We start from the raw sequence: 13,917 nt of genomic DNA, 5'->3' as shown, positions 1-13,917 counted from the left end.
CCTGGCACGCGTTCGGCAAAGATCCGCCCCGGGCAATGGCCGCAGCGGAAGCGGCGAACCTGCACCCGCCACGTCACTGACCGGTCCTGCCAGGGCAGGTCGTCGAACGTCCGCCAATACCTGCTGTGCACCCGCACTGACGCCCGCCCGCAGACCCGACAGCAGGCTTGGGCTGCCGTGGTTCGGGCGGTGATCAGCAACCCGGACGTGTCCAGCGTCAGACCATCGACGTGCAGGCCGTCCGGGACCGACGGCAACGACGGGTTCGAGATCAACATCGCACTGCCCTCGGGCCAACATGCGAATCAACGTCCAAACCACCGCTCAGCACCGAAAGTGCGGAAGAACCAAGGTTCAACGCTGTTTGACAGCTTCATTTGGACCCCGTCTGATCGGACACCTTGTACCTTCGGGGACGACGAGTGCGATCCGCCTGGACGGCTCTCGCGTCGAGCGGCTTCGAACGGGTCGCGAAGAATGGCGCCGCATCGCCGCCCGTCGGGGGAAGCATGCCACACCTCTCGAAGGCGCGGCATGGCCGACCGACTTCAGCGACCGACCCGGCCGACGAACGGTGTCAGCCGCGGGCCGCTCCCTGCTCCAGGTCGCCCGCGAGCTGCCACGGGAGGCGTCCCGGATGAACAGGTGTTCCGGAAGAGGCCGACATCCGCGACGCCGGTCTCGGTTTCAGCCCAAGTCATAGGCCGGCATGCGGCCGATCGCGTCGAAGAGAGTTTCCGTGGGGAACCTGCCGTACCGCTCGCCCTCGGTCCGGGTCGCATGACCCTGGATCGCATCGAGGATGGCCGGATCGATGCCGGCTCGGCGTCCGATCGTCTTGAACCGATGCCGCCAGCCGTGATTGGGATCGACCCCCGGATCGTCCACGCCGAGGGACCGCACCCAAGACGCGAGGCGTTCGCCAACCTTCTTGTAGATCGGGTGCGCGTCGGAGCCGCCACGCCCACGCTCCGGGTCGTAGAAGAGCGGACCGTTTCCATGGGCACGGACGAATTCAGGAAATCCCTGGGCGACCAGGTCGAGGTGCAACGGAACGTCGCGCCAGCGGCTCGTCTTCACGCGTCCCGCCTCCGGCGTGACCCGGACGATCCAGATGCCCTTCTCCAGGCGGATGTCCTCCCCACGCAACTGGGTCATCTCGTTCACACGAGCTCCACCATAGGCGCAGAGCCATGGGATCCAGCGGCGGGCGGCCGCCTTTTCCCGGGATAGGCGGGCGCCGTGCGGTCCGAGCGCAGCCCGCAGGATCGTTTCGGCCTCCGCATCCGTGAACTCCCGATCCCGTGTTCGGGGCTTTTCCGGAGCCAGAACGACGACGCCAGCGGCAGGGTTTGCGCACAGGTGTCCGTTGGCGACCGCCCAGTTCATCAATGCCTTGACCGCTGCGACGTAGGCGTCGCGCACGGTGCGCGGGTCCCGGCCGGAGGCCAGGAGAGCGGATTTCCAGGCGATGAGATCGCGACGGGTGATCTTGCCGAGATCGTCCGTCTCCATCGCGCCTTCGAGCGCGACAAGCACGCCGGTCCAGCGCTTGATGGTCGAGGGCGCGAGCTTGGCTTCCGCCGCATAGGCCTCGAAGACGGGACGCCAGGGCACGGTCGGGCGGTGGGGTTCCACCTCCTCCGGGATCGGCGCCAAGCCGACGACGGGCTCCGAACGAAACGCGATGGAGCGTCCGGGCCATCCCACGGGGGATTGGGCAACGGGAGCTTCGGCGTCTCGACGGCGGAACGTCGTCTCGGCCGCGATCGGGCCCGACTCGAGAGCCGCCTCGCCGGAGCGCAGGCGGGACCAGCGCGCCTCGACTTCGGCCGCCTTCTCGAGATAGCGGGTCCTGGCGAGCGCCGGTTCCTTCGTCCCGAGGGTCTTCCGTTCCTCGTTCCTTCCGAGAAGGAACTGCAGTTCCTTCGGGACGCGTCGCCGGTACCAGTACATGCCGGTCTTCGGGTGACGCCACGGACGGGCCATCGCCAGAACCATCGTGTGTACCACCTTTGTGTACCACCGCGACGGCCGCAAGCATCTGAAATGCCTACGATTCTTTGATTTCAATGGCTTGGAATGGATAGTGGCGGAGAGGGGGGGATTCGAACCCCCGATGCCCTTGCAGGCATGCCGCATTTCGAGTGCGGTGCATTCAACCGCTCTGCCACCTCTCCGCGAGGTGCCTCAATGAGACGGGCGGTGCGTAGCACGCGGGGTCGGGCTTCACAAGCTGCGGCGTGGGCCGGTCAGACCACGATCGTGATCGCCTGCGCGGCCCGGGTGAGGCCGGTGTAGAGCCAGCGGGCACGGTGCTCGCGGAAGGCGTAGGATTCGTCGAACAAGGTCACCCGGTCCCATTGCGAACCCTGCGCCTTGTGGACGGTCAGCGCGTAGCCGTAGGTGAACTCGTCGGTCTCGCGACGCAGGAACAGCGGGATCTCCTCGTCCGTGCCCGAGATCATCGCGCGCAGCACCTTGATGTCGGTGGCGCGGCGGCGCAGCGCCGGGTCGTCCTCGGGCACGACGTCGAGGCGGATCAGGTCCGGGCGCGGCGGGGCGCGCAGGGCCTGCACTGTCCAGGTCGAGCCGTTGAGCAGGCCCTTCACCCGGTCGTTGCGCAGGCAGACCAGCTTCTCGCCCACCGCCGGCATCGGGTCGGTGTGGCCGGCGAGTTCCCGGAGCCGGTTGTTGTAGAGGCGGCGGGTCTTGTTGAGGCCGACCAGGACTTGGTCGCATTCCAGCACCTCGGCCGGGTCCAGCGTGCGCCGGGAGACGATCCGGCTCTGCCCGTAGGTCCCGAGTTCCAGCCGCCCGCCCTCGCGCACGGTCATGGCCATACGGACGATCGGGTCGTCCTTGGCCTGCCGGTGCACCTCGGTGAGCATCACGTCGGGCTCGGCCTCCGTGAAGAAGCCGCCGCCGCGCACGGGGGGCAGTTGCGCCGGGTCGCCCAGCACCAGCACCGGCCGGTCGAAGGACAGCAGGTCGTTGCCGAGGTCGGAATCGACCATCGAGCACTCGTCGATGATGATCAGGTCGGCCTTCGCGGCCGGGCCGGACCGGTTCAGCGTGAAGGTGGGGCCGCCCTCCTCCGCCTCCTTGGTGCGGTAGATCAGCGAGTGGATCGTGGCGGCGTCGTAGCAGCCCTTCTGGCGCATCACCGAGGCCGCCTTGCCGGTGAAGGCGCCGTAGACCACGGTGCCGTCGACATCCTCGGCGATCCGGCGGGCGAGCGTGGTCTTGCCGGTGCCGGCATAGCCGAACAGCCGGAACACCTGGCTTCCGCCGGCCTTCCGCCAGGCGGCGATGGCCTTCAGCGCCGCATCCTGCTGGGGCGCGAAAGCCGCCGGCAACCCGGCGCTCAACGGAACACCCTCATGGCCAGCGCACGGTGGGCGGCAGGGACGACAGGATCGAGGCGACGTTGCCGCCGGTCTTCAGCCCGAAGATCGTGCCCCGGTCGTAGAGCAGGTTGAACTCGACGTAGCGCCCGCGCCGGACCTGCTGCTCCTCGCGATCAGCCTCGGTCCAGGCGGTGTGGACGTTGTCGCGCACGATTTTCGGATACGCCTCAAGGAAGGCGCGCCCCACGTCGCGGGTGAAGGCCAGATCCGCCTGCGGATCTCCAGTCCAGCGATAGTCATAGAAGATACCGCCGATGCCGCGGGGCTCGTTGCGGTGCTTGAGATGGAAGTATTCGTCGCACCAAGCCTTGTAGGCCGCATGGTCGATGCCGTGGGCCGCGCAGGCGCGCTCCAGGCAGGCGTGGAAATGCCGGCTGTCAGGATCGTCCTGGCTGCGCCGCCGCACCAGAACGGGCGTGAGGTCGGCGCCGCCGCCGAACCACGCCTTCGTGGTCACCACGAAGCGGGTGTTCATGTGCACCGTCGGCACATGCGGGTTCCATGGATGCGCGATCAGCGAGATGCCGGTGGCGAAGAAGCGCGGATCCTCGGCGGCCCCGGGCATCTGGGCACGGAATTCCGGGGCGAACTCGCCGTGAACCGTGGAGATGTGGACGCCGGCCTTCTCGAACACCCGGCCCTTGAGCATCGCCATGACGCCGCCGCCGCCGGGCCGACCGGTATGGTCGGTGCGGCTCCAGGGCGTCTTCTCGAAGGTGCCGGGTCCCGTGGGGGCATCCGGATGGAACGGCCCATCGGCCTCGGCCTCCAGGGCCTCGAAGGCCGCCAGGATGTGGTCGCGCAGGGTCGCGAACCAAGCCGCGGCCTCGGATTTCATGGCCGTCACGTCGGCCTCGGACAGGGGGGCAGTCAGGGCTGCGCGGGCGGCGTCCGGCATGGTCATGCGGTAGGCTTTCCCACTGCGCCGATTGGGCGTCAATCGGTGGGCGTCAATTCGCCGAACCGGAACCGGCGTCAGCGCGGGGCGCCCTCGCCCACGGGCTTGAGCAGGCCGGTGGCGCTTGCCACCAGCTCGCCCTGCGCGTCGCGGATCTCGGCCTCGCAGAAGGTCACCGAGCGCCCGGCCCGGGTGACGCGCCCCTCCGCGATCAGGGTTCCGCGCCCCGGTGCGAGGAACCGGGTCTGCATGTCCAGGGTCACCACGGGCCGCCCGGCCTTCAGGCGGGCGGCGGTCCCGAGGGCGACATCGAGCAGCGTGCAGATCACGCCGCCATGGGCGATGCCGAGGTTGTTGGCGTGCTCGGGCCGCAGGACGAGGCGCAGCCGGGTGCGGCCCTCCCGCACGTCCAGGGCCTCGATCCCGCAATGGTCCACGAACGGGATGTGGGCGCCGAAGACCGTGCCCTGCTCCGATGGTTGATCCACGCCGCCATCCCCAGATCTGATTCCGCCGACATCGTCATCGGGCCGACAGTATACAATCCCGTGACCCGCTCACGCCCCGGATCCCGCCGCGTGCGACGTGTTTCCGGTTTGTTGCGAGACCGGGCAACGATTTTCTCAGACGAAGCCGCGGAATCGACGCGTCCCAAAGGCGTAACGCCTGCAGACCGCAAGGACCGGATCTCGTTCAAGTGCGGCTCGCCGCTGTCGCGTTGCTCGGCCGACGATTTCAGCTGCACCGACGGCTTGAGTAATATGCGTGTTCATGGCCGACGCATTATGTAAGGAAACTCTCGACGACGACTTGATTTTGTTGCACAGACGATAGAACCGTGCCCCACCGTCGGATAGAGGGAGTCATCGATGGACGACATCGCCACAGATCAGCAGCAGACCTTTATCGAGCAGGCCTCGGACATCGTGTCCGCGTATGTCTCGAACAATTCCGTCCCGATCAGCGAATTGCCCGCGCTCCTGGCCGGCGTTCACGCGGCTCTGGCAAAGCTCTCCGCTCCGGCGGCTGCCGTCACCGAGACGGCCGACAAGCCCACGCCGGCCCAGATCCGCAAGTCGGTGACCCCGGACGCGCTGATCTCGTTCATCGACGGCAAGCCCTACAAGACGCTGAAGCGTCACCTGTCGCGCAACGGCCTGACCATCGAGCAGTATCGCGAGCGCTTCGGCCTGCCGCGGGACTACCCCTCGACGGCCGCCAGCTACTCGGCGCAGCGTTCCGAGCTCGCCCGCAGCCTCGGCCTCGGCCAGCAGCGCCGCAAGTCCGCGGCGCCCGTGCAGGAGCCCGAGGAGGAGCCGGCCGAGAAGCCGAAGAAGGCGAGCCGTCCGCGCAAGGCCAAGGAAACCGCCTGATCCAGCCGGTCGCCCGGTCTCGGGCGGCCCCGATCCCGGAGCCTCGATCCGACTGATGGTTCGGGCGGCGCACATCCCGTGCGCCGCCCGAACCATATCTGCGTTCCGGGGGCCGCCCCGCGCACCGTGGAAACCGATCAGGCGAAGTCGGCGAGATCGTCGGCCACATCCCCCGCGGCGCGCTCCGTCTCGGCTTTCTCGGCCTCGCTCTTCTCAGGCTTGTCGGCCTCTGGCTGACGGCCGGGCGCCGTCGACAGCCCATCCGCGTCCGGCGCATCACCGCCCTGCCCGTCCTTGGTTCGGTCCGGCATCCGGCTCGACATGCTGCGCACTCCCATGGCCCGTTCGGCTGGGGTGCAAAGCCCCCAACGACACACCCGTTCCGAACCCACCACTGCGCGTCCGGTGACGGACAGGCTCTGCGTGATCCCGTTCGAGGCGTGCCCGCGCGGCGGCGGACCGGATCTCGACCCCGCGGCTCACCGGCCTGCCCGGGGTCGGCCGCTCCGCAGACCGGGCGGAACGCACACCGTATCGTGACGGCGGCGAGCCGGCCCGACCCGGCTGGCGCCGGATCTGAGATGCACCGGATGGGACCGATCGCGAAGGCTCGCGTTGACCGCCCGGCAACACGGGACGGGAGCGTGGATTGGGCAATCGCTACGGGTTGGAGATCCGCGCCGCCGCAGGGTCCGACGCTCCGGGTCTCGCCGAACTCCTGGGTGCGGCCGGTGTCGCGGTCGGCGCGGCGGATCTGACGGTCCGGCTCGACGCGCTCCAGGGCGGCGGCGGCACGGCCCTGGTGGCGGTGGAATGGGGCCCGCCGAGCGGCCTGATCGCGCTCAGTCCCGTCCGCACCCTGGAGGCGCCCAGGGCGACGAGCCTGATCACCACCCTGATCGTCGGGGCGGAGTCCCGGCGCCGGGGCATCGGCCGAGTGCTCCTGAAGGCGGCCGGGCGGGCGGCGCGCCAGGCCGGCTGCGACCGGCTGGTCCTGAGCGTCGGGCCCGGCCAGGACGACCTGCGCGCCTTCTGCGAGGCCGCCGGGTTCGTCGCCGACGGGCACAGCCTCGCGCGGCCCTTGCTGAAGCGCGGATCCGGCGAGACTTGAGATCCGCGACACCATGGGCGCAGCCGGCAGCGGATATCGGGCGTTGACCCGGAGATACTGGAGTTCCACCGATGCTGCTGAGATCCGAAACCCCGCCGTCACCCGGAAACCTTCAGGCCGATCCGCCGCCAGATTCGAATAACCCGACCTCGGCGCAGCTCAAGGGCGATATCGACAGCGGGCGAACCGGCGACAAGATTCCCCATGTCGATGTCGGCGCCGCCCCGCTCGGCACCTGCGAGGAGGCCGGAGGCGCACCGCCGACCTCCCAGGAAGTCCGCCTGGCGCGGCAGAACGAGCGCGCGCCCTCCGAGAAGGCGGCGGCCGGGATCATGCAGACGCGCACGCCCTGGATCACCCCGGCCTTCGCGGGCGCCATCGTGGCGATCGCGGTGGTGCTGACGGTGTCCCTCTGGCTGACGCATTAGGCCCGTTCCCGATCGCGTTGCGATCCGGAACGGCTCTCCGTCCTAGATCCGACGCGCTCGCTGAGGCCGAACCGGCATCTACGCCGGCGGCGAGCGCTCCGGGCCGGACCCCGCGGTGTCCCGGGATGATGCAGGACGACACGGCACCGCTGGAGGCGGCTTAAAGGTCGATTCACGTCGATGCGGTTAGCGTGAGCTTACTGCAGTCTTGCGTAAACCGATCCTCATGCCCCCATCCGTCGACGCTCCGCCGGACCTGTCCGGGCTCCTCGAATTGGCACGGATCGAGAATCTCGATCTCAAGCCGGTGATCCTCCGCGTGCAGACCGACTTGTTCGTTCGGGCACCCGGACGGGACCGGGCCGAGATCGAGATTTTCGAATCCCTCGCCTGCGGCCTGATCCCCACGGTGGACGACGAGACCGCCGAGGTCGTCGCCCGCAAGCTCGCCCCCTTCCCCGAGACGCCACCCACCGTCCTGGAGGCGCTCGCCCTCCGCGGCGGCGCCGTCCGCGACACGGTGGTGACGCTCGCCCCGGTCCTGAGCCACAGCCTGATCGAGGCCGCCCTCGCCGACGGATCCGACATCGCCGCCCGCATCGCCACCCGGGTTGGGCTGAGCCGCGAGGCGGTCGACGGACTGTCCCGCGAGGACCGCCTCGAGATCGACGTGGCGCTCGCCGCCAATGTCGGCATCATCCTGCGCGGTGCGGCGCTCGCCCGCCTCGTGAGCCGCGGCCGCGGCGTCGCCGACCTCGCGCACCGGCTCCTGGCCCGGCCGGATGTCTCGGCCGCCGACCTCGTGCCGCTCTACCTGCACGCCGATCCGATTCGCCGCGAGGTGATCGGCCGGACCGTCGAGGCGACCGCCGCCCTGCGCCCCTGCCCGCCGCCGCCGCGCGGCCTGGGCGAGACCCTGACCGGCCTCTCGGCGGCCCAGGACGTCCCGCGCTTCATCGCGGCCCTGGCCGACAGCCTCGGAATTGCCCACGACTTCCTCGCCGTCGTCACCGATCCCGGGGCACGCTACGACTTGCTGACGCTCGGGTTGCGCGCCGCCGGCCTGCACGAGGAGGAGGCGGTCTTCATCTTCCTCACCCTCAACCAGGGCGTCGCGCGCTCGGCCGAGCGTGTCTCCGGCCTGGTGCGCCTGTTCCGGACCGTGAGCCGGCCGGCCTCCCGCGACCTGATCGCGGCGATCCTCGATACGCCGCTGGCCGAGCGCGGACGCAGTGAAGCCCACCAGCCGCTGCACGGCCCGGAGGCAACGCTGCGCCAGGGCCCCGAGCGCGCCGGGGCACAGCGCCCGCCCCTGCCGATGCGTGCCTTCCGGGCGACCGGCGGCGAGGCCGGCTGAGCCATCGCGGTCAGGGATTCAGAAGGGCTCGGCCCTTTGGAAACCCGATATCAGTGCGGATCCGACGGGCCCCGCCAGGCGGGCTGCCGGTCGGAGGCTTCCAGCGTGTCGTTCGAGGCCGGCTCGGGCTCGTCAACGCCGGCGCGTCGGCTCAGCTCCGCCATCAGGCCCCGGGCCAGCACCGCACGCACCGCCCGGTCCCGGGTCTCCGCAGGGATTGCGTCGAGGGCGGCCGGAACCGCATTCCGAGCGTTCGCGGCGGCCGCGCCCGTGAGCTTGCGGGTATCCGCGGCCGGATCCGCGCCGGTGCGCAGCAGGGCGCAGTACGAGAGCGCGCCGATCACCAGCGCGGCGCGCAGCAGGAAAGTCATCGGGCGGGCTCCGTGGCGGATGTCGCGCGCTATCGAACGCGAAAATCCGTCCGGTTTCGTGAACTCCGCCTCAACCGGTTCGGTTTTCACGCGCCATGGTGAACGAAGCCCGCGCGTAGAATTCTGGTTACCTTACGGAAAGCATCCCGCGCATTCGGCCAAGTCGCGCAACACTCGTTTAAGCCGCCCCTGCGACTGTCCGGTAGTCGTTTTGAAGTCGAGCCGGAGGCGCGGGGAATGTCGATTGGCATTCACCGCGGCGCGTGTGAGCCTTGCCTGTTAAAAAAGCCCTGACTTCTCTGCTCGACGACCGTCTCGCGGGGCTCGTCCACGAATCCGTGGCGGACGATGCGAGCGTTCGGTTCCGGCATGAGCGCTTCCTGGTGTCTCGCCTCGCCACCGGCGTGGTGATGATGGCGGCGCTGCCGCCTTACCTGCTCTGGCGCGGGGTGCCGTCGGGCATCGAGGTGGTGGCGATCGCCAGCCTGCTGCTGCCGGTGCTGGCCGCCGTGCTGCTCGCCCGCACCGGGTGCCTCTGGATGGCGCACGCGATTTCGTCGGCCGGCCTGACCGGTCTGGTGGTCTGCCTCGCGGGCCTCACCGGCGGAGCCACATCCCCGGCAGCGGTCTGGCTGGTGGCGATCCCGCTGGAGGCCCTGGTGTCCGGCTCGATGCGGGCCACCGCCGCCGCGGCATTCCTGGCCGTCCTCGGCGTCCTGGGGGTGGTCTTCCTGGGCTCCTGGGGCGGCGCCGTCCCGCTGGTGGACATCTCCGCCAGCGTCGCCCTTCCGGTCTTCGCGATCACCGCGATCGGCCACGTCGCCGCCCAGGCCCTGGAGCACATGCGCAACGAGGGCACCTGGCGCGAGCGGCTGCGCGACAACGAGGCCCGCGACCGGTTGCTGTTGTCGGCGATCGACGACCTCGTGACCTGGCACGACCGCAACGGCCGCGTGCTCGAGGCGTCGGTCTCGGCGAGCCGGATGGTCGGCAGCGACGCGGCGCAGCTGCGCGGCCACGGCCTGCTGGAGCGGGTCCACGTCGCCGACCGTCCCGCCTTCCTCAAGGCGGTGAGCGACGTCGCCGCCAGCGGGCGCCCGGCCACGCTGCCGCTGCGCCTCCACGTCGAGCCCGCCGCCGGCCGGCCCGACGGCGCCCGCCTGATCCATGCCGAGATGCGCGCTCACCGGATCGCGCACGGCCCCCACGACACGGCCATGACGGTGGTGGCGGTGACCCGCGACATGACCGAGCATCACCGCCACGCCGAGGAGCTGGAGCGCGCCCGCGCCGAGGCCGAGCGCGCCGACGCGATCAAGGGGCGGTTCCTGGCCAACGTCACGCACGAGCTGCGCACGCCGCTCAACGCGATCATCGGCTTCTCGGAAGTGCTTGCCGGTGAAGGCGCGGTCAGCCTCAGCCCGGACCAGGCCCGGGAATATGCCGGGATCATCGGCTCCTCCGGCCACCACCTCCTCGGCGTCGTCAACACGCTCCTCGACATGAGCCGGATCCAGAGCGGCAACTTCGACTACGCGCCGGAGACGTTCGATGCCGCTGCGCTGGTGCAGACCTGCTGCGACCTGATGCGTCTCAAGGCCGAGACCGCAGGGGTCACGCTGGCGGCCTCCGTGCCGGGCCCGATCGAGATCACGGCCGATCCCAGCGCGTGCCGACAGGTGCTGATCAACCTGATCTCGAACGCGGTGAAGTTCACCCCGCGGGGCGGACGGGTCGACCTGTCCCTGCGCCGTGGCCCGGATGGCCTGGAGATCGTCGTCGCCGATACCGGCGTCGGCGTCGGCGAGGGCGACTTGCCCAAGCTCGGCACGCCGTTCTTCCAGGCCGGCAGCGGCGGCTACAAGCGCCAGCACGAGGGAACCGGCCTCGGCCTCTCGGTGGTGCAGGGCCTCGTCGGCCTGCACGGCGGCGCGATGCTGATCGAGAGCGCCCCGAGTGCCGGGACCGCCGTCACCGTGACGCTGCCTTTCGTCTGCCGGGATCCCGCGGCCGCCGCCGGCCCCGCCCCGATCCGCACGGCCGTGCGCGGCGCGGCCGCCCCGCGCCGGGCGGTGGTGCGCCTGCCGCTCGGCCTGTTCGACGCGGAACCCGGCGCCGCGTCGGAGCCGGCCCTGCGCCGCGCCGGCTGAGCCAGCGATCCGCGAGAAGGAGACACGATGTCAGGCTACCGCGAGATCACCGTCCCGGGCGAGGCACGCTCCGCCCGCCGTCCCGTCCAGCGGCGCGCCGCCCCGAGCGACTGGCGCGGCGTGCTCGTGGGGGCCATGAAGGCCACGGGCGCCTCGTGCCGGAACAGCCCCGGCACGGTGGTCAGCAGCCTCGTGGCCGTGGGGGCGGCCGGCTTCATCTGCTTCAACGCCCTCGGCCATCAATCCGGCCGCCATCCGGCGCCGATCCTGCCTAAGGTCGCGGCTCAGAAGGTCCCTGCCCCGCGCGAGGCGGCGGCGGCCCCGAAGGAGGCGATCCGGGATGTCGCCAAGGAGCCGGTGCAACCCGAACGCACCGCGGCCAAGCAGGCCGTCCGCGACCCGATCGCCGAGTTGATCCGCTCCGACGAGACGACCGCCTCGGTGACGCCCAGGGCCGTCCCGACCCGGTCTGCCGCGAAGCCGGCACCGAAGGAGACCGCCAAAGAGGCCCCGAAGACGGCCAAATCCGAAAAGGACGCCGATCCGGTGTTGCGCGCGCAGAAGGCGCTGTCGAAGCTCGGCTATCCGGTCAAGCCGGACGGTGCGATGGGGCCGGGCACCCGGGCGGCGATCGAAAAGTTCGAGCGCGGCGCCAAGCTGCCGGTGACCGGCGAGGCCGCGGGCCGGACCCTGCGCGCATTGCTGTCCCACGCCGGACAGGGTTGAGGCGCTCGCCGGCGCGGCGAGGGCCTATAGGAGCCGGCGAGAACCGGGCGAGGCCCGGATCCGCCGGCTTGGCGCACTCAGTATTGCGTGCCGGTGAAGCGGCAGATCGTCTTGCAGCGCGGGCCGCCATTACCCTGCCAGGACTTCGCATGGCCGATCGACCCGGTCATGTCCTGGGTCGGATTTCCCCCGGACCGATGGACCAGGATGTTGCAGGGGTCGCTCGCGGTCCGCTGATAGCGCGGGCAGGACCTCGACTCGCGGTTGCCCAGCAGATCCATCAGCGTTTCCGCCTTGACGTCGGCCGGTGCGCTGACCGCGCAGGCGAAGGACAGGATAAGTGCAGCAATCCAAGCGAATCTCGGCATGTAGATGCTCCTTTCCGCGCCGTCTCCTGCAAATCTGAGCGGCTTATGCTCAGTTAATCATCAGAATTCGGTGATTATGTGCGCAATAACACATCGATTGATCTTATTTTAATCCCGATCTTGACGGATTATTTTCTCGGATTACTCGGCCGACTTGATCGTTGTGCATCCGGTCGGGCGAAGGCCGGGTCTGGCGCGATGCGAGCGGTCCGATCCACGGTTGCTCAAGCGGCCGCTTTCGCGCATCCCGGGCGCTCGTCCGGGAGGCCCGACACGCATGCGCCTGCGCTCCGATTTCTGGGTCTCGGCCCACCTGCGCCGCCTCGGCATCGAGGGCATCCCGGCGGTCCAGCGGCGGCGCGGCTCTCCGGAGGCCGGCGCGATCTTCGTCAAGGTCGACCGCCTCGACGGCACCGCCGACCTCTACGGCCCTGCCCCCCAGGCCCTGTTCGAGGCTGAGGACAGCGGCGACCGCCGCTTCACCGCGCTCGTCACGGGCGGCACGCCGCTCGACGTGGAGGAGCGGCTGACCAAGGAGATCCGGTTCGATTCCGATCTCTGGATCGTCGAGATCGACGATCGACAGGGACGGCATGTTTTGGAATTGGCGGAGTAGTTTAGACGCTCTCAGCCCGGGAGATCGCCAATAATAATGTGAATGATAATCGTGTTATTCAGCTCAATACCGCCACCGGATTCAGGGCGGGGCGGTGAGCCATCACCCCGATCCTGTCGCTTCCCCTACCCCCACAATTCCGGCTCCGGCGGATGCACGATGCTGCCGTCGTAGTGCAGCGGCGGGGCGCGGTCGCGGGCGAGCAGCAGGGGGCCGTCGAGGTCGACGAAGTCGGCCTGGGACGCCAGCAGCGTGGCGGGCGCCATGCCGAGCGAGGTGCCGAGCATGCAGCCGACCATCACGGACAGGCCCCGGGCCCGGGCCTCGCGGGCGAGCAGCACCGCCTCGGTCAGGCCGCCGGTCTTGTCGAGCTTGATGTTGATCGCGTCGTAGCGGCCGGCCAGCCCGTCGAGGCCGGCGCGGTCGTGCAGGCTCTCGTCGGCGCAGACCGGGACCGGGTGCGGGATCTCGGCGAGCAACGCGTCGGCGTCGGCCGGCAGGGGCTGCTCGATCAGCGCGACGCCCGCCGCCAGGCAGGCCGCGAGGTTGGCCTCGACGGTCTCCGGCCGCCACGCCTCGTTGGCGTCGACGATCAGCCGGGCTTGCGGGGCGCCCGCCCGCACCGCTGCAATGCGCTCGGGGTCGCCGACGCCGCCGAGCTTCACCTTGAGCAGCGGCCGGTGGGACGCCGTGCGGGCGGCCTCGCCCATGCTCTCGGGCGTGCCGAGGCTCAGCGTGTAGGCGGTGACGGCCGGCTGCGGCGCCGGCAGCCCGGCGATCTCCCAGGCCCGGCGGCCCTGGAGCTTGGCCTCCAGGTCGAACAGGGCCGAGTCGAGGGCGTTGCGCGCCGCCCCCGCCTTCATCCGTGCGGTCAGCTCGTCTCGGCCGATCCCGGCGGCGATCGCCTCCGCCTGCCCCTCGATTAGCGCGACGACGCTCTCGACGCTTTCGCCGTAGCGCGGATAAGGCACGCACTCGCCGCGCCCGATCCCGTTCGCGTCCGTGATGGTCGCCACCACCACGGCGATCTCGGTGCGGCTGCCCCGGGAGATCGTGAACGCGCCGGCGATCGGGAAGCGCTCGACGGAGAGGGTCAGGCGGCGGGCCAT

16 protein-coding genes and 1 tRNA gene are annotated in these 13,917 nt (G+C 70.1%); 7 read left to right on the top strand and 10 right to left on the bottom strand.

Features of this window, described 5'->3' with window-relative positions:
* The 6 genes from AC0IY0_RS21655 to AC0IY0_RS21630 all read right to left on the bottom strand — a co-directional run.
* The coding region (locus AC0IY0_RS21655) for a transposase family protein (RefSeq protein WP_471765469.1) at positions 1-257 on the bottom strand (257 nt) is incomplete at its 3' end.
* A 430-nt stretch (positions 258-687) separates the two neighbouring features.
* Positions 688-1,989 carry a DUF6538 domain-containing protein gene (locus AC0IY0_RS21650; RefSeq protein WP_471765461.1) on the bottom strand — a complete coding sequence of 434 codons (1,302 nt, stop codon included), beginning with the start codon at positions 1,987-1,989 and terminating at the stop codon, positions 688-690.
* 101 nt (positions 1,990-2,090) lie between these two features.
* Positions 2,091-2,180 (bottom strand) — tRNA-Ser (locus AC0IY0_RS21645).
* Between the two features lie 72 nt (positions 2,181-2,252).
* A complete protein-coding gene (locus AC0IY0_RS21640; protein ID WP_147906460.1) occupies positions 2,253-3,371 on the bottom strand; it encodes an ATP-dependent DNA helicase in 1,119 nt (372 codons plus the stop codon).
* A gap of 10 nt (positions 3,372-3,381) precedes the next feature.
* Entirely contained in the window at positions 3,382-4,314 is a 933-nt protein-coding gene (hemF, locus tag AC0IY0_RS21635; protein WP_471765459.1) for an oxygen-dependent coproporphyrinogen oxidase, read from the bottom strand.
* 71 nt (positions 4,315-4,385) lie between these two features.
* Positions 4,386-4,796: a PaaI family thioesterase gene (locus AC0IY0_RS21630; protein ID WP_147855614.1), complete on the bottom strand. Its 411-nt coding sequence runs from the start codon at positions 4,794-4,796 to the stop codon at positions 4,386-4,388.
* A 381-nt stretch (positions 4,797-5,177) separates the two neighbouring features.
* Between AC0IY0_RS21630 and AC0IY0_RS21625 the strand changes: the two genes are divergently transcribed.
* Entirely contained in the window at positions 5,178-5,681 is a 504-nt protein-coding gene (locus AC0IY0_RS21625) for a Ros/MucR family transcriptional regulator (RefSeq protein ID WP_147855615.1), read from the top strand.
* A 137-nt stretch (positions 5,682-5,818) separates the two neighbouring features.
* On the opposite strand, the gene AC0IY0_RS21620 is transcribed toward AC0IY0_RS21625, so the two are convergent.
* Positions 5,819-6,004: a hypothetical protein gene (locus AC0IY0_RS21620; RefSeq protein ID WP_147940367.1), complete on the bottom strand. Its 186-nt coding sequence runs from the start codon at positions 6,002-6,004 to the stop codon at positions 5,819-5,821.
* A 326-nt stretch (positions 6,005-6,330) separates the two neighbouring features.
* Here AC0IY0_RS21620 and AC0IY0_RS21615 point away from each other — a divergent pair, with 326 nt between their 5' ends.
* From AC0IY0_RS21615 to AC0IY0_RS21605, 3 genes are all read left to right on the top strand, one after another.
* Positions 6,331-6,792: a GNAT family N-acetyltransferase gene (locus AC0IY0_RS21615; protein WP_471765456.1), complete on the top strand. Its 462-nt coding sequence runs from the start codon at positions 6,331-6,333 to the stop codon at positions 6,790-6,792.
* A 71-nt stretch (positions 6,793-6,863) separates the two neighbouring features.
* A complete protein-coding gene (locus tag AC0IY0_RS21610; RefSeq protein WP_147906463.1) occupies positions 6,864-7,220 on the top strand; it encodes a hypothetical protein in 357 nt (118 codons plus the stop codon).
* Between the two features lie 226 nt (positions 7,221-7,446).
* A complete protein-coding gene (locus AC0IY0_RS21605) occupies positions 7,447-8,577 on the top strand; it encodes a hypothetical protein (protein WP_471765454.1) in 1,131 nt (376 codons plus the stop codon).
* A 50-nt stretch (positions 8,578-8,627) separates the two neighbouring features.
* Here AC0IY0_RS21605 and AC0IY0_RS21600 read toward each other — a convergent pair whose 3' ends face one another.
* Entirely contained in the window at positions 8,628-8,948 is a 321-nt protein-coding gene (locus AC0IY0_RS21600) for a hypothetical protein (protein WP_461230131.1), read from the bottom strand.
* Positions 8,949-9,220: 272 nt separating this feature from the next.
* Between AC0IY0_RS21600 and AC0IY0_RS21595 the strand changes: the two genes are divergently transcribed.
* The gene (locus AC0IY0_RS21595) at positions 9,221-11,098 is read left to right on the top strand and encodes a sensor histidine kinase (RefSeq protein WP_147906466.1); all 1,878 of its coding nucleotides are present in this window, start codon (positions 9,221-9,223) and stop codon (positions 11,096-11,098) included.
* A 27-nt stretch (positions 11,099-11,125) separates the two neighbouring features.
* Positions 11,126-11,824 (top strand): peptidoglycan-binding domain-containing protein, encoded by a 699-nt coding sequence (locus tag AC0IY0_RS21590; protein ID WP_471765451.1) that lies wholly within the window; start codon positions 11,126-11,128, stop codon positions 11,822-11,824.
* A gap of 77 nt (positions 11,825-11,901) precedes the next feature.
* Here the strand turns inward: AC0IY0_RS21590 and AC0IY0_RS21585 are convergent, their stop codons facing one another.
* Complete coding sequence (locus tag AC0IY0_RS21585; RefSeq protein ID WP_471765449.1) at positions 11,902-12,192, bottom strand: hypothetical protein; 291 nt, start codon at positions 12,190-12,192, stop codon at positions 11,902-11,904.
* 277 nt (positions 12,193-12,469) lie between these two features.
* On the opposite strand from AC0IY0_RS21585, the gene AC0IY0_RS21580 reads away from it, so the two are divergent.
* Positions 12,470-12,808, top strand: coding sequence for a DUF1491 family protein (locus AC0IY0_RS21580; RefSeq protein WP_471765447.1), 339 nt, complete (start codon positions 12,470-12,472; stop codon positions 12,806-12,808).
* Positions 12,809-12,933: 125 nt separating this feature from the next.
* Here AC0IY0_RS21580 and dgcA read toward each other — a convergent pair whose 3' ends face one another.
* Positions 12,934-13,917: an N-acetyl-D-Glu racemase DgcA gene (gene dgcA / locus AC0IY0_RS21575; RefSeq protein ID WP_471765445.1), complete on the bottom strand. Its 984-nt coding sequence runs from the start codon at positions 13,915-13,917 to the stop codon at positions 12,934-12,936.

The organism is Methylobacterium sp. AC315 (assembly GCF_979253755.1).
The sequence above is the reverse complement of the archived record's forward strand: the minus strand, read 5'-3'. Positions and strand labels throughout refer to the sequence as shown.